Source organism: Sphingomonas sp. SORGH_AS_0789 (assembly GCF_031453055.1).
Lineage (GTDB): Bacteria > Pseudomonadota > Alphaproteobacteria > Sphingomonadales > Sphingomonadaceae > Sphingomonas.
Window position 1 is genome coordinate 315,759 of the sequence record NZ_JAVIYV010000001.1, and the last position, 24,764, is coordinate 340,522.

Consider the following 24,764-nt stretch of genomic DNA (forward strand, 5'->3'; position numbering starts at 1 on the left):
GATTCAAACTCCCTGCGGCACGGTCGGCGGGTTCTGCTCGCCATCATGGGGCCTGCCGCCTTCGTGCGGCTGCGCATCGCCCGGCGGCATTTCGCCCTTCTTGCGATCGAACAGCCGCATGACGACGACGAAGAACATCGGCACGAAGAAGATCGCCAGGACCGTCGCCGACAGCATGCCGCCGACCACCGCGCGACCGATCGCATTCTGGCCGCCCGCGCCCGCGCCGTCGGCGATCGCCAGCGGGAACACGCCGAAGATGAAGGCCAGGCTGGTCATCAGGATCGGACGCAGGCGCAGCTTGGCGGCTTCGATCGCCGCGTCGAACGCATTCAGCCCTTCCCGCATCTTCTCCTCGGCGAACTCGACGATCAGGATCGCGTTCTTCGCCGACACGCCGATCGTGGTGATTAGGCCGACCTGCAGATAGATGTCGTTGTTCAGGCCGGTGATCAACGCGGCCAGCAGCGCACCGACCACGCCCAGCGGCACGACCAGCATGACCGAGATCGGCACCGACCAGCTTTCATAGAGCGCCGCAAGGCACAGGAAGACGATCAGCAGCGACAGCCCGTAGAGCGCCGGCGCCTGGCCGCCGGACAACTGCTCCTCATAGCTGAGGCCCGTCCAGTCGAGCCGGGTGCCCGGCGGCAGCTTGGCCTGCATCTCCTCCATCGCCTTGATCGCAGCGCCCGACGACACGCCCGGCGCGGCCTGGCCCAGGATTTCCATCGAGGGCTGGCCGTTATAGCGGGTGAGCTGCATCGGCCCCTGATGCCATGCGACGGTGGAGAAGGCGGTGAACGGCGCCATCGTACCCGTGGCCCCGCGCACATAGAGGTCGCCGATATCCTCGGGCGCCATGCGATAGGCGGAATCGGCCTGGATATAGACGCGCTTCACGCGGCCCCGGTCGATGAAGTCGTTCACATAGGCACCACCCCAGGCCGTCGCGATCGTGTTGTTGACGGTCGACAGGTCGAGACCCAGCGCGCCCGCCTTGTCCTGGTCGACATTGACCTTGAGCTGCGGCGCATCGTCGAGCGCGTTGGGGCGCACGCCGACCAGCAGCTTGTTCTGCGACGCCATGCCCAGCAGCTGGTTGCGCGCCGCCAGCAGCCTTTCGTGCCCGATGCCGCCTTCGTCCACCAACTGCATGTCGAAGCCGGTGGCATTGCCCAGTTCCTGCACGGCAGGCGGGATGACCGCGAAGATCAGGCCGTCGCTGTAACGCGAGAAGGCCCCCATCGCGCGGCCAATGATCGCCTGCGCCTTGTTCTCGGCGCCGGGGCGGTCCTTCCATTCCTTCATCGGGATGAAGGCGATGCCGCTATTCTGGCCCTGTCCCGCAAAGCTGAACCCGTTGATCGTGTAGACACCGCGAATGGCGCTGCCCGCATCGCTCAGGAAATGGTCGCGAACAAGGTCGAGCCCCTTCTGGGTCCGGGCGCTGGTCGCCCCCGGAGGCCCCTGGACCAACGCGATCATCACGCCCTGATCCTCGTCGGGAAGGAAGCCGCTCGGCAACCGCATGAACAGGAAAGCCATGCCCGCGACGATCAGCGCATAGGCGATCAGCGAACGTCCCCAGCGCCGCGCGGTCGAGCGTGCGCCCTTTTCATAACGGTCGCGCCCCCGGTCGAACCGGTCGTTGAACCAGCGGAAGAAGCGCGCCAGCGGGCCGTTCCCCTGCCCCTTGTTCGGGTCATGCGGCTTCAGGATCGTGGCGCACAGCGCGGGCGTCAGGATCAGCGCGACCGCGACCGACAGTGCCATCGCCGACACGATCGTGATCGAGAACTGGCGATAGATGACCCCCGTCGATCCGCCGAAGAACGCCATCGGCAGGAACACGGCGGACAGCACGGCGGCGATACCGATCAGCGCGCCGGTGATCTCGTCCATCGACTTTCGCGCCGCCTCCTTGGGCGACAGATGCTCGGTGGTGATCAGGCGCTCGACATTCTCGACGACGACGATCGCGTCGTCGACCAGCAGGCCGATGGCCAGCACCATGCCGAACAGGGTCAACGTGTTGATCGAATAACCGAACGCCGCCAGCACCCCGAACGTGCCCATCAGCACCACCGGCACCGCGATCGTCGGGATCAGCGTGGCGCGGAAATTCTGGAGGAAGAGGAACATCACGAGGAAGACGAGCACGACCGCCTCGACCAGCGTCTCGATCACCTGCTCGATCGACAGCCGCACGAAGGGCGACGTGTCATAGGGGTAGATGACCTTGACGTCGGGCGGGAACTGCTTGGCCAGTTCGTTCACCCGCGCCTTGACCGCCGCGACGGTGTCGAGCGCATTGGCGCCGGGCGCCAGCTTGATGCCGATGCCCGACGCGGGCTTGCCGTTCCACTGCGACGAGAAGGCGTAGTTTTCCGCGCCGATCTCGACACGCGCGACGTCGCCCAGCCGGACGATCGAACCGTCGGTGTTGCTCTTCAGGCGGATCTTCGCGAACTGCTCAGGGGTGGTCAGCCGCGACGAGACCGACACGGTCGCGTTGAGCATCTGTTCCTTGGGTGCGGGCTGCGCGCCGATCTGGCCCGCCGAGACCTGCGCGTTCTGCGCCGTGACCGCATTGGTCACGTCCGCCATGGTCAGCGCATAATTGTTCAGCTTGATCGGATCGACCCAGATGCGCATCGCATATTGCGATCCCAGGATCATCGTATCGCCGACACCCGTGACGCGCGACAGCGGATCGGCGATCCGCGAGGCGACGATATCGGACAGGTCGTCCGCGTTGTGCTTGCCGTTTTCCGAATAGAGGCTGACGAACAGCAGGAAGTTCTGCGTCGCCTTGGCGACGATGATGCCCTGGCGCTGGACCTCCTGCGGCAGAAGCGGGGTCGCCGCCTGCAGCTTGTTCTGGACCTGCACCTGCGCGATGTCGGGATCGGTCCCCTGTTCGAAGGTCAGCGTGATCGTCACGCTGCCCGCCGAGGACGAGGAGGACGAGAAGTAGCGAAGGTGATCGATCCCCTTCATCTGCTGCTCGATGATCTGGGTGGTCGTGTTCTCCAGCGTCTGGGCGTCGGCGCCCGGATAATTGGCCGTGATCGACACCGCGGGCGGCGCGATCGCCGGGAACTGGGAAATGGGCAGCGTGCGCAGCGACAGGAAGCCGGCGATGACGACCATCACCGCCAGCACATAGGCGAAGATCGGGCGATCGATGAAATAGCGTGCCATGGCCGTTTACTTCGCCTGTGCCTGTGCCTGGCCCGCTGGCGACGGCGCGCCGGCGGGCTTGGCATTGGGGTTCCATGGCTTGCCCTGGACGGGCATGCCCGGCCGCAGCAGCATGCCGCCTTCGACGATGATCTTGTCCCCGGCCTTCAGCCCGCTGTTGACCAGCCAGTTGTCGCCGATCGAGCGGCCGGTCTGGAGCGTCCGCACCTCGACCTTGTTGCCCGCGCCGATCACCATCACCGTCGCCTGCCCCTTTTCGTCGCGGCTGACGGCGCGTTGCGGCACCAGGAAGGCGTTCGACCGCGTTCCCTCGACCAGCGACGCGCGCACGAACATGCCGGGCAGCAACAGGCCGTTGGGATTGGGGAACAGCGCGCGGATCACCTGCGAGCCCGTCGTCGGGTCGACGGTGACGTCGGCGAAGCGCAGCGTGCCCTGCGGGCCATATTCGCTGCCGTCCTCCAGCGTCAGCTTGACGCGGGCATTGCCATCGCGGGTCAGCTGGCCGCTCATGATCTGCTGCCGCAGCTTCAGCAGTTCGGCGCTCGGCTCCTGGATATCGACATAGATCGGGTCGAGCCGCTGGATGGTGGCCAGCGCATTGGCCTGCGACGCGGACACCAGCGCGCCGGTGGTGAACACCGAACGGCCGATCCGCCCGGTGATCGGCGCGCGGATGGTGGTGCGGGCCAGGTCGATCTCCGCCGTGCGCAGCGCCGCCTGTTGCGCGGCGACATCGGCCTGCGCCTGCGCCGCGCTCGTCTGGGCGTTCTCGAACTCCTGGCGCGCGATCGCGTTGATCTTGACCAGCTCGCCATAGCGGCGGGCCAGCGCGGCGCTGGACGCGATCCCTGCGCGTGCACGGGTCAGCGCGGCGCGGGCGCTGGCCACCTGGGCCTGATAGGGCGCCGGGTCGATACGATAGAGCGGCTGGCCCTGACGGACCATGTCGCCCTCGACGAACAGCCTCTGGGTGATCAGGCCGTTGACCTGGGGGCGGACATCCGAGGTTTCGAATGCGGTGGTTCGACCGGGCAATTCGGTCGTCAGGGTGACAGGCTGCTCGCTCGCCACCACATAACCGACCGGCGCCGGTCCCTGGGCAGCCTGCTGCTGCTGTTGCTTGCTACCGGCACCGCAAGCGGCCAGTGCGAGCAAGGCTCCGGATGCCAACACACGACCCATCAGCCGATTGGAGGACATATCATTTCCCGCTTGCTAAATTGTATGAGAGCGATCACTCACAAACGGTGTCGTTAGACCCGCCGGTCGAGTGCGTCAACATCCTTAAGAGAGGTCCCAACGTGTTGAATACCCAGTGCCCACCTCCCACCCGTGCCGAATTGCGCCGGCACAATATCAAGGAGGTGGCGCGTCGCCTGTTCGTCGAAAATGGCTTTCACGCCACGGGAATCGCGGCCATCGCCAAGGAATCGGGCGTCGCGGTTCAGCAGCTGTACCGCGACTTTCCGTCGAAGGAGGACATCATCGCGGCCATCGTGGCGGCCGACTGCGAACGGTTCGCCGACCAGAAGACGCTGAACAGGGCGCTGGCGACGAAGGACCGCGACGGGATCATCGCGTGGCTGGTGGGGACACCGTCCCGCAAGGACGAAGCCGGAGACCGGCTGTTTCTCGAGATCGCGGCGGAAGCGGCGCGGAACGATCGGATCAAGGCCATCTTCCTCGACGTCCGCGAGCGCGCGTCGGAGAATATCAGCCGCGCCTTTGCGGGCCTGATGGGCAGCGACTCGGTCAAGAGCGAGCATTACACGCTGGCCCAGGCCTTCATGGTCATTTCGCTGGGCTCCGTCTGCGCCAGGACGCTCCATCAGGAGAATGTAAAGCCTGCCAGTGACAAGCTCATTGCGTGCCTGATCGATGGCGCGCGCCCCTGACATCGGCGCAACACGGGCCACAATCCGGCCCGCGCCGCTCAAAACAGGATCGCGCCGCCGGTTACGAGGCGCAAGCCCGGCGCGGCATGGTTCAGGCCAGCCGATGCCAGAATGTCGAGTTGCACGACCTTGGTCGGGCGCCACGCGGCCGACAGGGCGGCCAGCGCCAGCGTCTCGTAGCCCATCGGGTTCGTCGTCGCGCTCCAGCGACAGTTCCGCCGTCGCGGTGACCCGCTCGGTGAACTTGTAGCGCAGGCCCGCAATCTCGCTATAGGCCAAATGCCGTCCCGTGCCGGACTGGTTCGCCGCGGCATCGGCCTCGGCCGTCACGGCGATCGCGACCTTCTTGGTCAGCTCATATTGGACGGGGACGATGATACCCGTCGACCAGCTGCCCCCACCGACCGGATAACGCCCCGTCGCGGCGGTGACGAACGCCTGCACGCCCGCCGAGAAGGGCTTTTGCTTGTCCCCGGCCAGATGCTGGCGGATCGCGAAGGTCACATCGCCGGTGCCCGTGACGGTATCCACCCTGCCCGCCGCCTTGTCGCGCGTCCGATTCCGGCCATAGCCGACCCAGTCGAGCTGCACCTCGCTATTCTTCCCGATGCCCAGACGGGCCAGGATGTCCGCCGTGACGATACGATCCTCGCGCTGATCCACCTGGTCGTCACGCTGCCAGTCCAGCGCCGTCACCTCGACATGGACTCGCCCCGGCTCGGTCGTGCAGCTCGATCCGCCAAGGTTCGGCCTGGTGGGGCAGAAACGCGGTTCGTCTTCGGCAAGGGCGGGAGCCCCCATCGTCAGGACCGCCGCACTCAGCGCCCAGCCTATCACCCTCACCATCGACGCCCCCGCTAACTCTCTGATCGGAAAGCATTGCACCGGCTTGGCTGCACCTTGCAACGCCAAAGCCCTTCCGGGCGAGCGGCCGCGTCGCGTCCAACGGGATTTCCCGGCGGTTCGATGACCGTCAGCCCCTGCCGCGCTGCCGAGTGCATCGTCGGCCAGTTGGCGAAACCGTTCACGATCGGCTGATGAGAACCGGATCAGGAATGGCTATCGATGTGAACGGGAATCCCGAGTTTCAACGTCTTGGTTGAAATCAGCGAGATATGGCGGAGAGGGAGGGATTCGTATCCCACATTCTTAGCATTTGAGCAAAAAGCCGAAAAATGGTATAAAACCCTTATAAACAAGCTGGTTTTGCGGGCTGATTTCCGTCGCGGTTCTGATTGGTCCACGGTCGTTCGCCGCGATCCGGCGCCAAACTTGGGTTGCAACTTGGGTTGCTGGAGTTCGGCGGAGAATGGAGGATTCGAATGGGCCGCGCGATTCACAAGCTCTCGGCACGTCGCGTCGAGACGGTCAAAGAGCCCGGCAAATATGGCGATGGCGGCGGCCTATGGCTACGCGTCGGCAAGGACGGCTCCCGCCGTTGGGTTCTCATCTGGCAGCGAGATAAGCGGACCCGGGAGATGGGCCTCGGCTCTGTTGCCGACGTGCCTCTCGCTCAGGCCCGCCAGGAAGCTGAGAAGGCGCGGACGCTGATTGCGCAGGGCCTTGATCCAATCGCCGCCCGGACAACATCCGAAGTCGATAACACCGCAGAACCGGACGGTACGACCGATGCTCAGGCCAAGCGCAATTCCGAGGCATCGACTGTGCCGACGTTCAAGGAATTCGCCTCGACCTACATCAATATTCACGAAAGCGGTTGGAAGAATGCGAAGCACCGCCAGCAATGGCGCAACAGCATCAACACTCATGCAAGCAATATTCTCGACATGCCCGTCAATGAGATAACCGCAGACGACGTGGCGATCATATTGTCGCCGATCTGGCAGAAAAAGCCAGAAACCGCGAGCCGGGTACGTAGCCGGATCGAAACCATCCTAGATGCTGCAAAGGCAGCTAAGCACATTCCTGGCCCTTGGGAGAATCCGGCTCGTTGGCGTGGCAATCTCATTCACCGCCTGCCGGCGCAGCGCCGCAAGTCGAAAGTGAAGCATCATGCCGCGATGCCGTTTGAGGACCTTCCATCCTTCTACGGTCAATTGCGCACTCGGAACGCAGTCGCGGCACGCGCCCTCGAACTCACGATTCTATGCGCTACGCGGACGAACGAAACGCTCAAGATGACATGGGGCGAAGTCGATCTTGATACTGGAACGTGGACGATCCCCAAGGAACGCATGAAGATGGAGGTTGAACATGCCATTCCTCTATCAACGACCGCAATCGAGCTGTTGAAGGGAATGGCCGGTTCCAACACCCCACCATCAGGTCAGTACGTCTTTCCGGGGGAAAAAGAGGGCATGCCGCTGTCGCAGATGGCAATGACCATGGTGCTGAGGCGGATGAATTTCGGCCATTTCACCGTACACGGAATGCGAAGCGCGTTCAGCGATTATATGGGCGACATGACGGATTTTCCCGACGCACTAATCGAACAGTCGTTGGCCCATCAGGTGGGCAGCGAGGTTAGGCGCGCATATCGACGTCGCAATGCATTTCTGAAACGGCGGGCCCTCATGGAACACTGGGCGCAATATGTGACCGGCACGCTTTCGGAACAAAGACAGGACGCCGTTGAACCGGAATTGCAAGCGGCGTGAGATTCTGCACTGACGCAACCCAATAGCTTCGTGGCCATCCCGCGCGAGGCCGAGTCTCTCGCAGGCCTTCGCTGTTCGCATATAGCGTTTCTTCTAGGGTGCCGATTTTCCCGCTTCTCCATGTCCAACCGTCGATTCTGGGAAGGGGCATTTGGGAACACGTTTTGAGAAAGCCGATGCTTGGGGTGCCTCCAATCGTGCCATATTACTGGCTTTCATGCTGCACGTTCGTTTTCGAGAAACTACTCGACCGACATGAGCCTGTTGGTCGGCGCTGCACCTGACAGACTGGCCGGACTAAGCTGGACTGTTGCCGACAGGATCACGATGCGACACGGAAGCAAAATATACTAACGAAATCAATATAAAGGCACGTAGGTTAGGGTACATGTCTGCGACATCGAGGCATCGGTGGGTTAGTGGTTGACGCTCCTGACCAGAGAGATGTGCGAGTGGCGAACCAAGGAGCAGAAGACCCGCTACCCTGGCCCTGCGGGGAAAGCCCGATGGCGGCGCAGATTCGCGCTCGCGATTGGGGTGCGACACCGCTCGGACCGGTTACCTGCTGGCCCCAAAGCCTGAAGACCATTGTCGACCTCATGCTCGGCTCACCGAGCATGATGAGCTTGGTCTGGGGAGCCGACGCCATCCACCTGTATAATGATCGGTTTACCGAATTACTCCGCGAGCATCACGCCCAAGCACTTGGACAATCGGCGTTCGTGACCTTCGCCCGATCACGCGATGTCTTTGCCGCAGACGTTGCCAGCGGCATGTCTGGGCGGTCGGCGCGATTGCTGGCGCAGAAATATCCGGTCCTTCGCAATGGCGAATTGGAGGATGCCTGGTTCGACGTCGATTATTCACCGGTCCGCGACGAGGCGGGGAAGGTGGCCGGCGTCCTGTGGACTTTGAAGGAAGTCACCGCGCAAGTGTTGGCGGAGCGCGCCCTGCGCGAAAGTGAAACGCGACATAGGCTGCTCATTGGCAGTTGGGCACAGGCAGTTTGGGAAACCGATCCCAACGGGGTCGTCGTCACAGATAGCCCGAGCTGGCGCAGCTATACCAGCCAGACGCTTGAGGAATGGCTCGGCTATGGCTGGCTGGACGCTATTCATGCCGACGACAAAGGCTATGCCGAGCGGCAATGGCGCGATGCAATTGCCGCTCAGCGACCGGTGGATGCCGAGTTTCGGCTCCGTGCACCCGATGGCGAGTGGCGCTGGACCAATGTCCGCGCTGCGCCGGTGATCGATGCCGACGGGCAGATCGAGAAGTGGCTCGGCCTGAATATCGATATCGACGACCGTAAACTGGCAGAGTCCGCGCTGCGTGAGAGCGAGGAGCGTCAGGCATTCCAGTTGCAGCTGAGCGACGCCTTGGCGCCGCTGACCGACCCCGCGGACATACAGGCAGAGGCCATGCGGATGCTCGCCGAGCGTCTTGATGCCGCCTGGTGCTATTTCAACGAGTTCGACGCGCGCGGGACACATGCAGTCGTGCTGCGCGACTTCCATCGTGACGACCTTCCTTCCATGGTCGGCGTCCACGACCTCTCCGGTGAACGGCGATTCCTGGATTTGGTGCATTCCGGGAGCGCATTCTCCTTCCCGGATTGGGAGAGGTTCGAGCACGTCAGCGCACCGGCCGCAGCGGCTTATCGCGATCTCGGCATGCACTCTGCGATGGGCGCTCCGCTAATGCGCGATGGGCGGTTGGCGGCTGTGCTTCTCACGGCAGAAACTCGGGTACGCGACTGGAGTTGTGGCGACATCGAGCTGCTGAAGGGGGCGGCCGAGCGCATTTGGATCGCGCTTGAGCGTGCCCGGATCGAGCAAACGTTGCGTCAAAGCGAAGAGCGGCTGCGTAACGTGCTCGAGGGTATGGCCGAGGGGTTCGGCGTACTGGCACCCGATTTCATCATCCTCGAGCACAACGCTGAAGCACTGCGTCTGGACGGGCGTCCCCGCGATGAGGTCGTCGGCCGGTCGCATTGGGAGGTCTACCCCGGAAGCGAGAACTCCAAACTCGGCCATCGATTGAAGATGGCAATGGCCGATCGCCGCCCGGTTTCGCTGGAGCATCAATATGCCTGGAAGGACGGTCGGGACCTTTGGCTCGAGATGCGCGCGCATCCAATGGCCGACGGTTGTTTGGCTGTCTTCTGGCGCGATATCACGGACCGTAGGTATGCCGATGATGCTCTTCGTGAAAGCGAGGAACGCTATCGCACCCTATTTGAGTCCATGGACGAGGCCTGTGCCGTGGTGGAGGTCCTGAGGGACGACACCGGACGATGGGCCGACTTCCGCTTCATCGACGTCAACCACGCCTTCCTGAAACATACGACCATGCCCTGGCCGGTGGGCAAGACGGCAACCGAACTCCTGGGAGAACCTAACCCGCGCTGGACCGAACTCTACGGCGAGGCCCTGGATACAGGCCAGCCACTCCGTGTCGAGGAAAGCGAAGCAACGCTCGGGATCACGTTCGATCTCAATATCTTCTCCCTCGACCCGACCAGAAACCGCGTGGCGGTCTTGTTCACCAACATCACCGAGCGAAAACGGGCCGAGACGGCGCTGCGCGAAAGCGAGGAAAGGCAGACATTTCTGCTCAAACTCAGCGATGCAGTCCGACCGCTCGCTGCTCCCGCCGACATCCAGGGCGAAACCACCCGCCTGCTGCGCGAAGCGATGGACGCGGGTTGGTGCTACTATGTCGACTGGGATCTGGATCAAAGAGTCGGTCTGGTGCTTCGCGACAGCGTTCGCAATGGACTGCCATCGCTCGCAGGCGCCCACGATGTGTCCGATGCGCCGGAGTTTCTCCAGCTTCTGGCTGTCGGCGAGACGCTGACGGTTCGCGACTATGCCACCTACGAACAGCTGCCCGCGCGCATCCGCCAGAACTTCAAGGCCTTGGGCTTTCGGTCGATGATGGCTGCCCCGCTGATAAAAGAGGGCCGCCTGATTGCTACTCTACTCGTCGGCGACACAAAGGTTCGAGACTGGTCCGCAAGCGAGACTTCACTTCTCGTTGAGGCTGCCGAGCGCACCTGGGCCACCCTCGAACGCGCGCGGGCGGAAGCGGCGCTGCGCGAAAGTGAGCAACGCTTTCAGGAGTTCGCCAAGGCATAGGCCTTCGGCTTGTGGATCAGGGACGCTGAAGCGCTCGCGATGGAATATACCAGCCCGGCCATAGGCGACATTTACGGCTTGGAGCCCGACGCCCTGCTCGGCGACGTTTCCCGCTGGACCGGAATAATCCATCCTGCCGATCGCGATGTCGCCCGCCAGCATCTCGAACAGGCTAGGCACGGCGAGACCATCGTGCATGAGTTGCGCATCCGACGGGCGTCTGATCACGCCATTCGGTGGATCAGAAACACTGACTTTCCACTCTACGACGGCGGTCAGGTCCGGCGCATCGGGGGCATTGCCGAGGACATCACGGAGGCGAAGGCGACCCAGCAGGAGCTGGAGCATGGCGCCGAACGACTGCGTAATGCTGTCGAAGTCGGGAGGGTCGGACTATGGGACTGGAACATCGTGACCGGCGAGGTTCACTGGTCCGACGAACATTTTCGTATGCAGGGCTATGCCGTGGGCGAGGTGGCACCGAGCTATGAGGCATGGGCATCGCGTCTCCATGCCGATGATCGCGCTGGCGCCGAAACGGCATTGGCCAAGGCGATGGCCGATCGGCAAGAATTTGTGCGAGAGTTCCGAGCCGTGGACCCCGACGGCTCGGTGCACTGGCATTCGGCCCGCGGCCGCTTCTTCTACGACGATCGCGGTGAGGCCATCCGCATGATCGGCGCCATGGTCGACACCACCGAGCGCCGCGAATGGGAAGAGCGCCAGAAGGTGCTGGTGAACGAACTCCAGCATCGCACCCGCAACCTGATGGGGGTCGTCCGCTCGATGTCGGACAAGACTGCCCGGGCCAGCGCTGACCTGCCCGACTTTCGCATGCGCTTCCGCAACCGATTGGAGGCATTGTCGCGCGTGCAAGGCCTGCTGTCACGCCTGGAGGATCACGACCGGGTGACGTTCGACGATCTGATCCGGACCGAACTCTCGGTCATGGGCGGCACCGCCGATCGCGTGACGCTCAGCGGCCCCAAGGGCATACGTCTGCGCTCATCTACTGTGCAGACTCTCGCCATGGCGCTGCACGAGCTGACGACCAACGCGATGAAATATGGTGCTCTTGGACAAACGGCGGGCAAGCTTGCCATCACCTGGTCGCTGCAAAACGATGGCGACAAGCCGTGGCTGCACATCGACTGGCGCGAAAGCGGGGTAATCATGGCTCCTGCGGGCGCGGCCCCCAGAGGCACCGGACAAGGCCGCGAACTCATCGAGAAGGCTTTGCCCTACCAGCTGCAGGCAAGAACATCATACTTGCTGGGGGCAGACGGCGTGCATTGCACGATCGCCGTCCCGGTATCCACTAGGCTCAGGACTCATTGATTGATCCAGAAGATGACGGTGGCAGCGAGTGCGATGGCCGACATGAAGGCGTGAGCACATCGGTCGTAGCGGGTATGGATGCGTCGCCAGTCTTTGAGGCGGCCGAACATGTTCTCGATCCTGTGACGACGTCGGTAGAGTGCAGCATCATGCGGGATCGGCGCCTTGCGGCCTTTGCGTGACGGGATGCAGGCGGCGGTTCCACGCGCGGTGAGCGCCTGGCGGAACCAGTCGGCGTCGTAGCCGCGATCGGCGAGCAGAATGGGAGCGGGTGGCATCGCCTCGAACATGAGGGCTGCGCCCTTGTAGTCGCTCATCTGCCCTTCGGTGAGCAGCATGACACGCGGGCGTCCACGATCGTCGCAGACGGCGTGCAGCTTGGAGTTCAGGCCGCCCCTGGTGCGCCCGATACATCGGGAAAGAGCCCCTTTTTGAGCAGGCTGGCTGCCGTCCGGTGCGCCTTCAGATGCGTGGCGTCGATCATCAGCTGATCCGGTGGTCCGCCCTCGGCTGCCAGTCCGGCAAAGATGCGGTTGAATACCCCCATCCGGCTCCAGCGGATGAACCGGTTGTAGATCGTCTTGGGCGGACCATAAGCCGCTGGCGCATCCCGCCAGCGCAGGCCGTTGCGGATCACGAAGATGATGCCACTGACGATCCGCCGGTCATCCACGCGCGGCACGCCATGCGACAACGGAAAATACGGCTCAATCCGCTGCATCTGCTTGTCCGTCAGCCAGAACAGGTCACTCATCGGCCGCACCTCCACCGCCAATGAATCAACCCGCCACCGATCATGCAAGTTACTTAATAGGTCCTGAGCCTAGCTCTGGAGAGGTCGAGGATCATGGCTGACCGTACCCTTCGGCATTGTCGCATTCTCGTGGTGGAAGACGAGTACATGCTGGCCGACGAGCTTCAGATGGAACTCGCTGATGCGGACGCCATCGTGCTTGGCCCGGTTTCGACCGTCAAGGAAGCGATCGACCTCATTGCTTCCGAAGCAGAGATCGATGGCAGCATCCTCGATGTGAATTTGGGCGGTGAGTTTGTCTTTCCTGTCGCCGATCGTTTGGCGGAGCGCGGTGTGCCGTTCCTGTTCACGACTGGCTATGATGGGTCGATCATCCCAGCCCGCTTTGCCGATATCGACCGGTGCGAGAAGCCGATCAATATGAGACGGATTACAAAGGCGATCGGGCGTGTCATTCATCCCTAAGCATCGGCCGGTGTCGAAGTATCGTTTTGAACGTAGCTGCGGTCTGACATGTCGCGGATCGTTCCCAATCTGGCGCCTGGTTACGGATGTTGCGAAGGTACAGGCATTCTCAATTCACGATCCCAATGGGAAGCCTCGGTACGCTATCTGCCGGCAGCGTTCCGCTGTTCGGCAGGCGTGGCGGCGCGGTGTCCGTAGCTTAGGACGCTGGTGATCCGCCAGGTGCCGTCCTGCTTCGCCCAGACCATCACGAACCTGGCGATACCCTCGCATCGCCCCGTCGCCAGTTCACAGAAGCGGTGTTCGCCTTCCTCGATCGCGCCATAGTCCTTGATCGGATAGACCCGGAACGTCGTCGGGATCAGTTCGCGCTTCACCTTCCCGCAGATGTACTTGCGAACGCCGTCAACCATCGCGTCACGCTTGAACGTCGCACCGCCGGTGTCGTGATAAAAGGCGACCTTCGGATCGAAATACTCGGAGAAGGTCGGCAGGTCGCAGCGGTTGTATGCGTCGAACACCTTCGTATCGAGCGCGCCAATCTCGGACGTCAACGGATCGGCCGGGGGCGGCACGGGCGTCGCGAGCAAAGCTGCGGCAAAGGTGATGGCGGTCATCATGCTCATGGTCCTGTCAGTTCATCTGGCCGCGGAGGAAGGCGATCAGCTTCGGATCGCTCCCCGTACGTTCGAGGATGGGCAGGATGACCCGCCACCCGTTGTCGCTGTTGGTCAGGATGACGATGCCGTCGCCGCTCGCCCGATCGATCGCGGCGAAGGTGAAGGCTCCCGCATCCTTGCCGGTGTGAAGCATCGTCGTGCCATCGGGAAAGCCGAGGAGTTGCCAACCGAGGCCAAAGCCTGTCCATGGCGGGCAGCTGGTCGCTCTCGTTCCAGCACATATCTCGGGCGTCAGGTCGGCCTGCGATGTGCTGCGCTCCGCCGCTAGAGCGGCTTCCGTTCAGTCTGGGTCATAGCCGCAGGAGCTGAAGTAGTTGGCGCATTCCTGCGGCTGGAACAGGTCGACCAACTTGCCGATGAGGGACCACAGCCCGGAAACGGTCCGCTCGCCGGCCTTGCGGAGCATGGCCTTGAGGCGGGCAAACGCCTTTTCGATGGGGTTGAAGTCGGGGCTGTAGGGCGGAAGGAACATGAGCCGAGCACCGGCCGCCTCGATCAGGTCGCGGATGCTGGCGCGCTTGTGGCTGGACAGGTTGTCCATGATGACAATGTCGCCGCGCCTGAGGTCGGGCACGAGCACTTGGTCGACATAGGCTTCGAACCAGTCGCCGTTGATCGGGCCATCGAGCACCATGGGCGCGACCATGCCGGTCGTGCGCAGGCCTGCGACCAGCGTCGTCGTCTTGCGGTGGCCGTGCGGGTAGCCCATCCGGAGTCGCTCGCCCCGGCGACAACGGCCGTGGCTGCGGGTCATGTTGGTTGCCGTCCAGGTCTCGTCGATGAATACCAGACGCGCGGGGTCGAGATCGGGCTGGCCGTCGAACCATGCCTCCCGCTGGCTCAGGACGTCGGCGCGGTCCTGCTCGATCGCATGGCCGGTCTTTTTTTGCGCGTGACCCCGTGACGGGCGAAGAAGCGATGCAGCGTCGAGATTGCGACCGTCACCCCCGCCCGGCCCAGCTCGCTGCGCAGCTCGTCCAAGGTGATGTCGCGCCGGGCCTCGTGCAGCGACAGGATCGTGTGCGCGTACGCCTCGATCCGCCGCGACCGCGTATCGCCGCCCTGCGGCTTGGCGGCATAGCCACCGGTGCTGCGGCGCTGATCGTGCCAGCGGATCACCGTCGCGGCCGCCACCCCGAACCGCCGCGCCGCAGCCCGGCAGCTCATCCCCTCGTCAACCGCGGCTAGCGCTCGCGACCGCAGGTCCATCGACAACGGCTTGCCCATTCATGCCGGCCTCCATCCAGCCAGCATCTTGAATCAGATCACTGCACCAATGGGAATCCCGCATCGACTCAGATCGGCCGGAAACTGCTCTAGCCGCGCCGAAGACGGGCGCGCGCGACATTCACTTTCAGGATCATGTAATTGGAAACGCCGTTGAGCTGCTCCAAGAGCGGAACGTTCCACTGCCCCTCGCCGAACTCGAGAACATCGCCCTTACGAGAACCCACAACGCGCGCATGTCCGCCCTGCGCGCGATCTCCCGGCAGGGCACCGTTGCCGCACTAGACAGCCTCTTGTCGCTCTATCCGCAACTTCCGGACGCCTCGTCGCGCGATTCGCTTCTCAACTCGCTCCAGACGCTCGTCACGCAACTCGGGCTCCGGGTGGACGTCGATGGCGAGCAGCTCGCCGTGTCGTCGGTCTAGCCCGCCGATAAGAACTCGCCAAATCTGGTGGACGACCGGAGCTGCGGAAGCTGACATCGTCCATCGTGAAGGTGAACCTACAATTGGCAGGGATGAAATAAGTAGATCTGTCCGTGGCGCTTGCGGAGATCGGCGTGGACGCGGCGCCGAAGAACATCAGCTCGAAGGTGGTACGACGGTCGTTCTCGGCCGTCTTCTTCACGCCGGTGCTGTTTACCATCGGGGTCGAACGGACCGAGCTTCTGGTTTAACACGACCAAGTCTAATCTGGTGCAGCGTCGCGCTCGCCGCGCGGGTCGGATTTTGATGCGGCCGCATCGTGGTCCGCTAGCCTCATCTCGTTCATCAGCGTCATCCAGAGCTGAGGTGGCACCGGCAGCCGGAGCCGTCGACAGGCGAGAAGCAGGATCGGCCAGTGCTCGAGACGTATCGCGGAGAGCATCGGATAATCTGGGTTCGCGTCGGACTCGGCCTGCAGCGCCGCGACCAGCTCCGAGCCGCCGTCACCCACCTTGAGGCCGGTGACGGACGAGCCCTGCCAAGGGTCGCCAGTCCAGATCTTCCCATCGGTGCGACTGTTGGGGACCCAGGCCTGGAAGCTGCAGTCGGGGACGTCCGTCTTCTGAAACTCGTCGATTGATGCGACGGTTTCGGCGTCGTCGAGGAGGTAGGCTACCATCGCCAGCAACGGTAGCGTCACGCTCGCCGCCATCGTCGCCTGGCGGTACTCATCCGTCGCGGCCTCCGGATGCCGCAGCAAAAAGCTGTAGCTTCCGTCGTTCGCGGGGTAGCGGCCATGATGGCGGTAGGCGAAGATGACGCGCTGCGCCAACCCGCGCACCCACCGGCGCGCCGCGTCCCGGGTCTCGCGAACGGAGCAGAGCAGCAGAAGTGCGAGCGCGAGATCGCTCGAATGGTGGTCGGCGACGGGTGAGAAGAGCGTCGGGTTGGCCACCGGCATCCTCCCGAGTGCCTCGGCGATGCTCCGCGCCGGCCAACGTGCGAGGTCGGAGGTCTTCGGCACCGCACCTTGGCCAGGCTCCATCCACAGGCGCCACAGTCCACCTATCGCCACGCGGCCGATCGTCTCGAACATCGAGAGGTTGATGTCGAGGCCGTCAACCGATCCGACGGCGAAGCTGAGCACGTGCAGCTTCCCGGCGTGCGGGAGCACCTTCGTCCAGTAAAGCTCGTCCCAGATCCGCAGGTGCAGGGTGACGACCTGGTGGAAGGAGTGGCTGGCGTCGAGCCGGCGACCCCGATCGCGCTCGATCCTGCCGTGGAGCAGCTCCCAAGCGCGCAGCGTCACGATCTCGCTTGCCTGATACGGCGCCTCGAGGTTCGACGCGTCGCGGCCCCACACAAAGAGTATCCAGAGCGCCAGATAGAGGATGCGCACCTTCTCGACCGGGTCGGCGTCGCCGCCCGCGACCGCGTCCACGAGCCGCTCGAAGTGGGCGATGGAACGCTCCGGGTCATCGGCCGTCACCGCGGCCTTGCGCAGCAGCGTCCGCAGGTTCCCTGAGAACAATTCCTCGCGAAGCGCCCCGTCCAAGATTTTGCGGGTGAGCGTGTCGCCGGTCCAGACCTGATAATCGAGCGTCCTGGTTCGGTTGGACCGCATGTAACCGTTGACCAGGGGCTCGATCGCCTCGGGGACGATGCCCCCGAGGGTTATGCAGATCACTACCTTGAGGCCCTCGTGTTCCGGCGCGCGGTTGTTGAGGATCACGTCCTTGATCTCGTCGAGCGACTGGCGGAGCGCCTGCTCGCCGCCAGCCCACTCCTGCCGCGTCAGGTCGCCCCGCTTGATCGAAAACACGAACAGCTTGCGTTCGCCGTCGGTGTCGTTGCCGACCGCGATGACGTCCGCGCCATACTGCCTATTGCCGGACTTCGGCCGGCGCACGACCTCGAAGCCCATGCTCGTGAGGAGATCGGGAATTACGACATCGAGCTCGTCCTGCTCCTTCAGACCCTTGAAGTATTCGCGGATGATCGGCGTAATCACGGCGCCTTCCCCATCGACAGCACCATGCGCTGATACCAGAAGCCGATCGGGTCGATCGCGTCCAACCTGGCGAGCGGCATCGAGTGGGACACGCTCCCCATCCGGAACTCCTGCCGGCTGGGCGGTCCGTCACCGGTGTGCACCTCGCTCACCACGCTGTCCCCGTGTAGCACGCGCGTGACGGGTATGAAGTCCATGAAGCCGCCGCGCTTCGGCATCTCATCTCGGGCCTTGCGCTGCTCGTCGGCCCGATAGAGCTGCCTCAGGAAACGCTGCCGGGCGGTCGGGCCCATCTCGGAGATAATGCCCGTCGACCGCACCGCGCCCTCATAGTCGTCCAGCGCGGACAGAAGCCGCCGGATGCGTTCCCGTACATCCGGCGGCTGATCAGGCGAAACGGTCTCGAGGTAAGCCTTTGGCCCTTCCCAGTAGCTGATGAGCACTGGATTGAAGAGCAGCGCCTCGAGACCGTCGCCGGCGTCCGGATGCCCAGTGCGCATCAAGCTGAGGGCGATAGAGGTCGCCGTGTCCGCCTGCAGCATTAGGGCGGCGACGACCTTCCGCGCCGAAGTCAGGGTGCGCTCGGCGGTCAGTCCGAAGCGGCTGAAGTCCAGCGCGAAGGTAAGTTCGCTCTGCGACGCCGGGATGGACGAGATGTCCCGGACGGCGGCGATCAGGCCATCGGAACCATCGGCAATCCATTCCTCCAGCATAGCCTCCAGCGATCCGTCGTTCGCCGTCAGGACCTGGTGCGCGCTGTCGTCCATCGCCTTGATGTCGCCAACGCCGCTTGCCAGGATGTCCCGCAGCAGCGCCCTGTATGGCTCACCCGGGGGCCCCCGGAGCCTCTGCGCGATGGCCATGTTGATCGCCTCGAGCGTCTCGACCTCGCCCTTCTCGACCTGACGGAGCATCGTCAGCAACCGCCGCTCGAGCGCCGCCGGAATCTCGGGGCGCGTCATAAACATGCGGTTGGCGGCGATCCGCCGCAGCCGGGGCTCTCCATGATCGGCAACCGCATCCAGTGCCAGCTCCGCGTCGTCTGGCTCGCCGCCCTCCCGGAGGCCGATCGTGAGCGCAGCCTCGAACGCAGACGCCCGGCGATCGGGATCGCCCGCGTGGAGCGCAGTCGAGAGCGCATCGGATATCATCAAGCGTTCCGCGATGTCCTGAGCCACTACGGTGCCAAGCACGAAGCCCGCGGCGTTCGCCTCGGCCGGATCTCCCTTAGCGAGATCCGTCGCGAGGAGCGCGAGATATTCCGCGCGGTCGACGCGGAGCCCGGCCTGCAACGTCGCGATCCGCAGCGACGCCGGCGCATCGCCGGCGTCGATCGCCCGGAGCATGTACGCCACGCGGCCCGCGTCGCCGGCAGCCCATCCGGCGACCGCGTCGAACATGAAATACGGAACACTCCCGTCGCGCGAACGCCGGGCGAAAGAGTTTGCCAAAGCGACGACAGTGGTAGCGTCGAGCTTCAGTTCGGGGATGGCCGCCTCGTAGACGGTGCCAGCGAAGTGGTCGACCGGACCTGTTGTGACCGACGCAGCCGCGACCAAGTCGATCACGCCCGCGCGGTGCGCCTCCACCACCGACAACTTGAATTTGCGGCTGGTGTCGTCGTCCATCGCGAGAAGCGAGTCGCGGAACAGCCTCTCCAGCGTGCCTTCCGCGGCTGCTCTCACGAGCGCCGTGCGGGATGTGTCGGGTGGTTCACGGGACATCGCCATGCTGCCATCCGATCACGCGGGTATGCGATCGGCAACCGATATTTAGCATAGCCACAACATGAACCATCCGGTCCGAACTATTATCCGCCCGATCGCCAGGTTCGCCGCGAACACAAGTCACAGTCATCCTCGCCCATGAGGCAGCACTTGGTCCGCCTGCGACGATACCCTATCAAACACGTGCACACGATGAACTGCCACGCGCGGAAAAAACGCCGAGCACGGTGCAGGGCTTATCGACAAGCAGCGCGAAAGTGACTTCAATCCACCGATGGACATCGCAGAACCTATCAACGAGCGCGAGCGCCGGGTCTGCCGGCATGCTTGACTTCACACGCATCATCGCCGGCGTCGCCGGCCAGCGCGAGACGTTCGAGGAACTCGTCTGCCAGATCGCCAGACGGTTGCCGCCCACCGGCAACGCCGAATTCCGCCGTATCCACGGCGCGGGCGGTGACGGCGGCGTTGAGGCGGTGTGGCTGCTGAAGACTGGAGAAGAGGTCGGCTACCAGGCGAAGTACTACCTGACCTCCGCGGGGGTCGACTGGGGCGCGATCGACGGCTCGGTCGCGACGGCGCTGTCGACGCATCCGGCGATGAAGACCATGTACATCGGCATCGCCTGCTCGCTCACCGGGGCGACGAACCGCAGGACGAAGAAGGGCGAGCCTACGGCGAACGGCTGGACCGATTGGGATAAGCACAAGAAAGCGTGGATTGCCGCGGCGAAGGCGCTCGGGCGGACCATGGAGTTCATTCCGTGGACCGCGCCCGATCTCGAGGAACTCCTGACGAGGCCGGAGACCATCGGCCTCTCGGCATATTGGTTCGGCGATATAGAGCTCACGCCCACGCGGCTCGCGGCGGAGTGCCAACGGACGGTGGACGCGCTTGAGGAACGGTATCATCCCGAAGACCACGTCGATGTCTCGACGCGCTCCGTGTTCGATGGCCTGCTGCACAATGCAACCCTTGCGCGGTCGATCGCGGCCGCGCGCGCCGCGATCGTCGAGACGCGCAACATCGGGCGGCGCCCATCACTGCTCTCCAGCGAGGACGGCGAGCGGCTCGACGCCATCGGCACGCGCGTCACGCAGATCGTCGATGCCATGGCGACGCCATGCGGACCGGACGATCCGCCGGCCTATCCGGCTTGGGACGCCACGGCGCTGGAACTGCGGAAAATGCTATTCGACTCGATCGAAGCCGCGAGCGAGCTGTCGCGCACGGCTAAGGCGGCGACATCGACCAAGCCGGATCCGCCTAACGCCGACGAGAGCAAGGAGCGCGCGGCGCTCGACTATCATGTCGAGGCGCTGCGCAAGCTGCAGGATGCGGTCGGCGGCGTGCTCCAACTGCTCGGCTCCAGCAAATGCCGCGCCGACGCCAGCCGCTTCGCCCTACTTGACGGCAGGGCCGGTTCCGGCAAGTCCCACCTTATCGCGTCCGAGATCGAGCGCGCGCTCGCCGACGGCGCCCCCGCGCTCTTCATGCTTGGGACGGACTTCTCCATCCACGGCACCCCCGAGAATCAGACGCTAGCGCATTTCGAGTGCAGGCAGTCCACCTTCGACGAGCTGCTCGGGGCGCTGTCGGCACGCGCCGAAGCGGCCGGGACGCGAGGGATCTTCGCGATCGACGCGCTCAACGAGGGCGCGGGTGCGGCGCTCTGGAGGACTGCCCTCCTCGGGTTCGCGAAGCGCGTCCTGGCGTTCCCGAACCTCGCGCTGTGCGTCTCCTGCCGACGCGAGTACCTCGACCAACTCGTCGCCCCGACCGTCGCACAGCTGGCGACGAAGGTCGAGGTTGCCGGGTTCGAGACCGCAGCCGACATCGAGCGGGCCGCGCGCGTCTACATGGACAAGCGCGGGATCGTGCGTCCGGCGACGCCGTGGCTCAATCCGGAGTTCTCCAACCCACTGTTCCTGCGGACAACCTGTCTGGCGCTGCAAGCCGAGCGCCGGACGACGTTCCCCCGTGGTATGCGCGGCACCAGCGAGGTACTCAGCTTTTACCTCACCTCCACCGGGCGGCACCTCGGGACCACCTACGACGGAAGCGATACGCTCGTCGGCCCCCTCCGCGCGGCGGTCCTCGCGCTGGCGACGTCAATGGCGGACGCAAGGCGTGACCATGTTTCGCGTGTCGATGCGCACAGCATCGTTGAGGACGCATTCAAGGGCTTCGCTCCACCGGCGAGCCGGACCTGGCTCGAGACGCTGCGCTTCCGCGGCCTCCTGCGCTACGATCCCGACCCCGCCGCCGCTCCCGGCGATCCAATGGGCGTGCCCCAGGACGTGGTCCGCTTCTCGTTCCAGCGATTCGGCGACCATCTCATCGCACGGGCGCTGCTGGAAGGCACGACCGCCCCCGATGGACTGTTCGATCCGGGCGGACGGTTGGAGTTTCTCCTCTCCCCATACGGCATCGTCTACGAGTGGAGCGGACTGTTCTACGCGCTCTTCCTTCACTTCGCGGACCGCTACCGTGTCGAGCTCGTGGACCACCTGCCCGGCGGTTTCGACCGCTGGTGGGACATGTGGCCGATCGACGACGCCTTCATCGACAGCATCCGCTGGCGCTCGCCCTCAGCTTTCACGGCCCGTACGATGGAGCTCCTGAACCGTACGAGCCGACACGAGGAAGATCTCATGTCGCTGCTCGTCGAGCTGGCGATCGTCGAGGACCATCCCTGGAACGCCGAGCTCCTGCACCGCAACCTCGCGTCGCGCCCGCTGCCCAAGCGTGACGCGTTCTGGACCGTGGCCATCAACGCCGCCCACGACGACCCGGGACACCCGCTCGTCCGGCTGACCGACTGGAGCCTCAACGCCGGCATCTCGCAGGCAACCGACAAGACGCTCGACCTCGCGCTCGCGACTCTCGCCTGGAGCTGCGCCTCCACCAGCGCCCGCATCCGCGATTCCGCCTCGAAGGCGATCCTCGCGATCCTCTCCGTCCGGCCCTCGCTGGCCGATCCGCTGCTCACGCGCTTCACCCGCTGCGATGACCCGTATGTCGTCGAGAGGCTCTACGCCGCGCTCTACGGAGCGTCCCTCCGGACGCTGGACCCGACCACCTTGGCGACGTTCGCGGACGTCGCGTGGAAGCACTGTTTCGCGGGAAGTCCGCCGGTCCATCTCCTCGCGAGGGACTACGCGCGCGGGACGGTCGAGATGGCGGCGGCGGCGGCGGCATGCGGTCCGTCCATCGACCTCTCGCGCTGCCGTCCCCCGTATGGCGCGGCCGAGCCGCGGTTCAACGTGACAAAGGCGCGCGTCGACGCCCGCGGCGAGCGGCTAGGCGCGCACTCGATCATCAGCTCCTGCTATGGAGGACTCGCCGACTTCGGCAGGTATGTCCTCGAAGGGCGCGTCCACAACTTCTCCGAGGCACGCCTTGCCGGACCACGACCGATCACGTCCAGCGAGAGTGGTGAGAGGTTCTTCGCCGAGGTCACCGGCGGACGCCCCGAGGTGGAGGCGGCGTTTATCGAACTGCGCGCCGCGCATGCCGAAAAGAGGGTCAGCTTCGACAGGGACAGCTTCAAGGTCACCGTCCCGGCCGCCGATCGCGCGAGGATTGTCCGGGCGACGTCGACGCTGCTGGCACTGCTGACGCCAGCCGAACGCAAGCGCTACGCAGCGGAGGCAAGCGCGTGGGTGTCCGGCAACAGGGAGCACGAGTGGACGATCTCGGGAAAGGGGAAAGGCAAGGAGTTCGATGCCCGCAAGTGCAAGGTCTGGGTGGCCAACCGCGCCCTGTCGCTCGGATGGACGTCAGTTCAGTTCCCGGGCGACAGGCACCTGGCCAATCGCAGCGATCGCGGCGGGCGGATCGAGCGGATCGGCAAGAAGTACCAGCGGATCGCCCTGATGGAACTGCTCGCGTGCCTCGCCGACAACTTCTGGATGAAACCGAAGTGGGACGCAGGAGCGGCGGCCTACGACAACCCGCTCGACATCGAGTTCACCAGGGACCTCGAGCCCTCGGTGATGCCCGACGATCGCGAAGCGACGCTCCGGGCTGACCTGCCGCGCGTTCCGCCGATCGTCTGCGAGCCGCTGCCGGTGGAGCGGCGGGACGCCTGGGTGAACGACCCCGGCCTACCGGGAAGCAGGCTCGCGCTAGCCACCTGCCCGGATGTCGGCGAACCCGGCTGGCTGACCCTCTACCGCTTTGCCCGCCACGACATCGACGCCGAGCGCGAGGACCGGCACCTCGACGCACCGTGGCTCCAGAGCGACTTCCACTTCGTCGCGGCGATGCTCGTCACCCCTGGCGTTCGCGCCGAGCTAGTGCGGGAAGCTCCAGCCGACGAATACGACTTCCACGACTGGCTGCCGGGCCAGTTCACCGACGGCCCCTACATCGGCGAACTCGGCCGCCGGGGCACCTGGCCCGACGATCCGTGGAGGACGCTCGAGCCCCGCGTGATCGGGAAGAGGCGCAGCTACCGCGCAATCCTGCCGACATCGGACTTCCTGTGGGAAAGCCATCTCGACGGGAGCCTGCCCAACGGCTTCTCGCGGCATGTCCCGATCCCATGGCTCATCCGGTCGCTGCAGCTTACCGCCGACGCCGCGAACTTGGGGGTCTACGTGGACCGGAACGGGGCGCCGACGATCGTATCGGGTGCCGCGGACGACGGCGATCGTGGCAGCCACGTCTTGGTCCGCCGAGAACAGTTCCTCGCGCTGGCGCGTGCGAACGACCTCGAGCCGGTCTGGACCGTGATCGGCGAGCGCCGCGCCACCACAGGAAAGAGGAAGCGGCAGCCCGACATACGCATCCGGTACAACGGCCTGCTGTGGCTCGACGGCGCCGCCAAGCGGGAGGTGCACTGGACCAATCACGACTGACGACGGGCGACGCGCGCTGATCCCGCTGGTAGCTACCCCGGCAGGTTTCATCAAATTCGGACGTTCATCGGTGCGGATCTCAGCGACTGACTTCAGTCGCCAGCGGTCGTCAGCGACCGCCTGAACGAACGTCGGCTAACTACAGCTCGTCGCCCGAAAGCGGCCAGGCCGCAATCCACCATGAACGCCCTTCCGATATATAATCTGATCGGCAGGCGAAGCTGATGGGCCGCTCGATCGCCAGAGTTCCGACGCGTCGGTTCGCGGCACAAGGTTTGAAGACGACGCAGACCGTCATCCATTTGGGATGTTTCGGTCGCTGGCCTTTTCCAGGGCGAACGGCAGGTATTGTCGGGACCAGACGTTTGCCGCAGCGAACGCGGAAGACTGGGTCTGGTCCAGAGCGGTC

General features: G+C 64.4%; 16 protein-coding genes and 1 pseudogene. 8 read left to right on the top strand and 9 right to left on the bottom strand.

Going from position 1 to position 24,764, the window contains the following annotated elements:
• Positions 1–3: 3 nt before the first annotated feature.
• Both QE360_RS01365 and QE360_RS01370 read right to left on the bottom strand, forming a co-directional pair.
• Positions 4–3,207, bottom strand: a complete 3,204-nt coding sequence (locus QE360_RS01365; RefSeq protein WP_309693489.1) for an efflux RND transporter permease subunit — start codon at positions 3,205–3,207, stop codon at positions 4–6.
• A 6-nt stretch (positions 3,208–3,213) separates the two neighbouring features.
• Entirely contained in the window at positions 3,214–4,410 is a 1,197-nt protein-coding gene (locus tag QE360_RS01370) for an efflux RND transporter periplasmic adaptor subunit (protein ID WP_307103829.1), read from the bottom strand.
• On the opposite strand from QE360_RS01370, the gene QE360_RS01375 reads away from it, so the two are divergent.
• On the top strand, positions 4,374–5,105 hold the full coding sequence (locus QE360_RS01375; RefSeq protein WP_309704021.1) for a TetR/AcrR family transcriptional regulator: 732 nt from the start codon (positions 4,374–4,376) through the stop codon (positions 5,103–5,105). The genes QE360_RS01370 and QE360_RS01375 overlap by 37 nt on opposite strands.
• Positions 5,106–5,345: 240 nt before the next feature.
• Here the strand turns inward: QE360_RS01375 and QE360_RS01380 are convergent.
• Positions 5,346–5,951, bottom strand: a pseudogene (locus QE360_RS01380) (transporter); the annotation flags it as partial.
• A 476-nt stretch (positions 5,952–6,427) separates the two neighbouring features.
• Here QE360_RS01380 and QE360_RS01385 point away from each other — a divergent pair.
• The 3 genes from QE360_RS01385 (at position 6,428) to QE360_RS01395 (ending at position 12,201) form a co-directional block, all read left to right on the top strand.
• Complete coding sequence (locus QE360_RS01385; RefSeq protein ID WP_309698727.1) at positions 6,428–7,723, top strand: phage integrase central domain-containing protein; 1,296 nt, start codon at positions 6,428–6,430, stop codon at positions 7,721–7,723.
• A gap of 506 nt (positions 7,724–8,229) precedes the next feature.
• A complete protein-coding gene (locus QE360_RS01390) occupies positions 8,230–10,863 on the top strand; it encodes a PAS domain S-box protein (RefSeq protein ID WP_309698730.1) in 2,634 nt (877 codons plus the stop codon).
• Positions 10,864–10,902: 39 nt separating this feature from the next.
• Positions 10,903–12,201, top strand: coding sequence for a PAS domain-containing protein (locus QE360_RS01395; RefSeq protein ID WP_309698732.1), 1,299 nt, complete (start codon positions 10,903–10,905; stop codon positions 12,199–12,201).
• Here QE360_RS01395 and QE360_RS01400 read toward each other — a convergent pair.
• Positions 12,195–12,955, bottom strand: a protein-coding gene (locus QE360_RS01400; RefSeq protein ID WP_309698734.1) for an IS5 family transposase whose coding sequence is annotated in 2 segments (ribosomal slippage) — positions 12,195–12,622 and positions 12,622–12,955 — 762 coding nt in all. Because the reading frame shifts where the segments join, the coding sequence is not laid out codon by codon here. The genes QE360_RS01395 and QE360_RS01400 overlap by 7 nt on opposite strands.
• 93 nt (positions 12,956–13,048) lie before the next feature.
• On the opposite strand from QE360_RS01400, the gene QE360_RS01405 reads away from it, so the two are divergent.
• Positions 13,049–13,420 (top strand): response regulator, encoded by a 372-nt coding sequence (locus tag QE360_RS01405; protein WP_309698736.1) that lies wholly within the window; start codon positions 13,049–13,051, stop codon positions 13,418–13,420.
• A 143-nt stretch (positions 13,421–13,563) separates the two neighbouring features.
• Here QE360_RS01405 and QE360_RS01410 read toward each other — a convergent pair whose 3' ends face one another.
• The 3 genes from QE360_RS01410 to QE360_RS01420 all read right to left on the bottom strand — a co-directional run bounded on the left by QE360_RS01410 (position 13,564) and on the right by QE360_RS01420 (position 15,327).
• Complete coding sequence (locus tag QE360_RS01410; RefSeq protein WP_309698739.1) at positions 13,564–14,040, bottom strand: nuclear transport factor 2 family protein; 477 nt, start codon at positions 14,038–14,040, stop codon at positions 13,564–13,566.
• 13 nt (positions 14,041–14,053) lie between these two features.
• The gene (locus tag QE360_RS01415) at positions 14,054–14,233 is read right to left on the bottom strand and encodes a hypothetical protein (RefSeq protein WP_309698741.1); all 180 of its coding nucleotides are present in this window, start codon (positions 14,231–14,233) and stop codon (positions 14,054–14,056) included.
• A 147-nt stretch (positions 14,234–14,380) separates the two neighbouring features.
• A protein-coding gene (locus tag QE360_RS01420; RefSeq protein WP_309698743.1) for an IS630 family transposase occupies positions 14,381–15,327 on the bottom strand; the annotation gives its coding sequence in 2 pieces (ribosomal slippage) (positions 14,381–14,991 and positions 14,991–15,327; 948 coding nt in all).
• A 236-nt stretch (positions 15,328–15,563) separates the two neighbouring features.
• Here QE360_RS01420 and QE360_RS01425 point away from each other — a divergent pair.
• The gene (locus QE360_RS01425; RefSeq protein ID WP_309698745.1) at positions 15,564–15,752 is read left to right on the top strand and encodes a hypothetical protein; all 189 of its coding nucleotides are present in this window, start codon (positions 15,564–15,566) and stop codon (positions 15,750–15,752) included.
• 113 nt (positions 15,753–15,865) lie between these two features.
• Positions 15,866–16,003 (top strand): DUF6471 domain-containing protein, encoded by a 138-nt coding sequence (locus QE360_RS01430; protein WP_309698747.1) that lies wholly within the window; start codon positions 15,866–15,868, stop codon positions 16,001–16,003.
• 11 nt (positions 16,004–16,014) lie between these two features.
• Here the strand turns inward: QE360_RS01430 and QE360_RS01435 are convergent, their stop codons facing one another.
• Together QE360_RS01435 and QE360_RS01440 are read right to left on the bottom strand one after the other, a co-directional pair.
• Positions 16,015–17,763 (bottom strand): hypothetical protein, encoded by a 1,749-nt coding sequence (locus tag QE360_RS01435; RefSeq protein WP_309698749.1) that lies wholly within the window; start codon positions 17,761–17,763, stop codon positions 16,015–16,017.
• The gene (locus QE360_RS01440; protein WP_309698751.1) at positions 17,760–19,493 is read right to left on the bottom strand and encodes a hypothetical protein; all 1,734 of its coding nucleotides are present in this window, start codon (positions 19,491–19,493) and stop codon (positions 17,760–17,762) included. The genes QE360_RS01435 and QE360_RS01440 overlap by 4 nt, the downstream gene beginning before the upstream one ends.
• Before the next feature lie 320 nt (positions 19,494–19,813).
• On the opposite strand from QE360_RS01440, the gene QE360_RS01445 reads away from it, so the two are divergent.
• Positions 19,814–24,355: a hypothetical protein gene (locus QE360_RS01445; RefSeq protein ID WP_309698753.1), complete on the top strand. Its 4,542-nt coding sequence runs from the start codon at positions 19,814–19,816 to the stop codon at positions 24,353–24,355.
• The last annotated feature ends 409 nt before the right edge of the window (positions 24,356–24,764 follow it).

Bases quoted from the DNA above. Each gene is read 5' to 3' on its own strand.
- QE360_RS01365 (WP_309693489.1), bottom strand. From the start codon at position 3,207: ATGGCACGCTATTTCATCGATCGCCCGATCTTCGCCTATGTGCTGGCG.
- QE360_RS01375 (WP_309704021.1), top strand. From the start codon at position 4,374: ATGCCAACACACGACCCATCAGCCGATTGGAGGACATATCATTTCCCG.
- QE360_RS01370 (WP_307103829.1), bottom strand. From the start codon at position 4,410: ATGTCCTCCAATCGGCTGATGGGTCGTGTGTTGGCATCCGGAGCCTTG.
- QE360_RS01385 (WP_309698727.1), top strand. From the start codon at position 6,428: ATGGGCCGCGCGATTCACAAGCTCTCGGCACGTCGCGTCGAGACGGTC.
- QE360_RS01390 (WP_309698730.1), top strand. From the start codon at position 8,230: ATGGCGGCGCAGATTCGCGCTCGCGATTGGGGTGCGACACCGCTCGGA.
- QE360_RS01395 (WP_309698732.1), top strand. From the start codon at position 10,903: ATGGAATATACCAGCCCGGCCATAGGCGACATTTACGGCTTGGAGCCC.
- QE360_RS01405 (WP_309698736.1), top strand. From the start codon at position 13,049: ATGGCTGACCGTACCCTTCGGCATTGTCGCATTCTCGTGGTGGAAGAC.
- QE360_RS01410 (WP_309698739.1), bottom strand. From the start codon at position 14,040: ATGATGACCGCCATCACCTTTGCCGCAGCTTTGCTCGCGACGCCCGTG.
- QE360_RS01415 (WP_309698741.1), bottom strand. From the start codon at position 14,233: ATGCTTCACACCGGCAAGGATGCGGGAGCCTTCACCTTCGCCGCGATC.
- QE360_RS01425 (WP_309698745.1), top strand. From the start codon at position 15,564: ATGTCCGCCCTGCGCGCGATCTCCCGGCAGGGCACCGTTGCCGCACTA.
- QE360_RS01440 (WP_309698751.1), bottom strand. From the start codon at position 19,493: ATGGCGATGTCCCGTGAACCACCCGACACATCCCGCACGGCGCTCGTG.
- QE360_RS01445 (WP_309698753.1), top strand. From the start codon at position 19,814: ATGCTTGACTTCACACGCATCATCGCCGGCGTCGCCGGCCAGCGCGAG.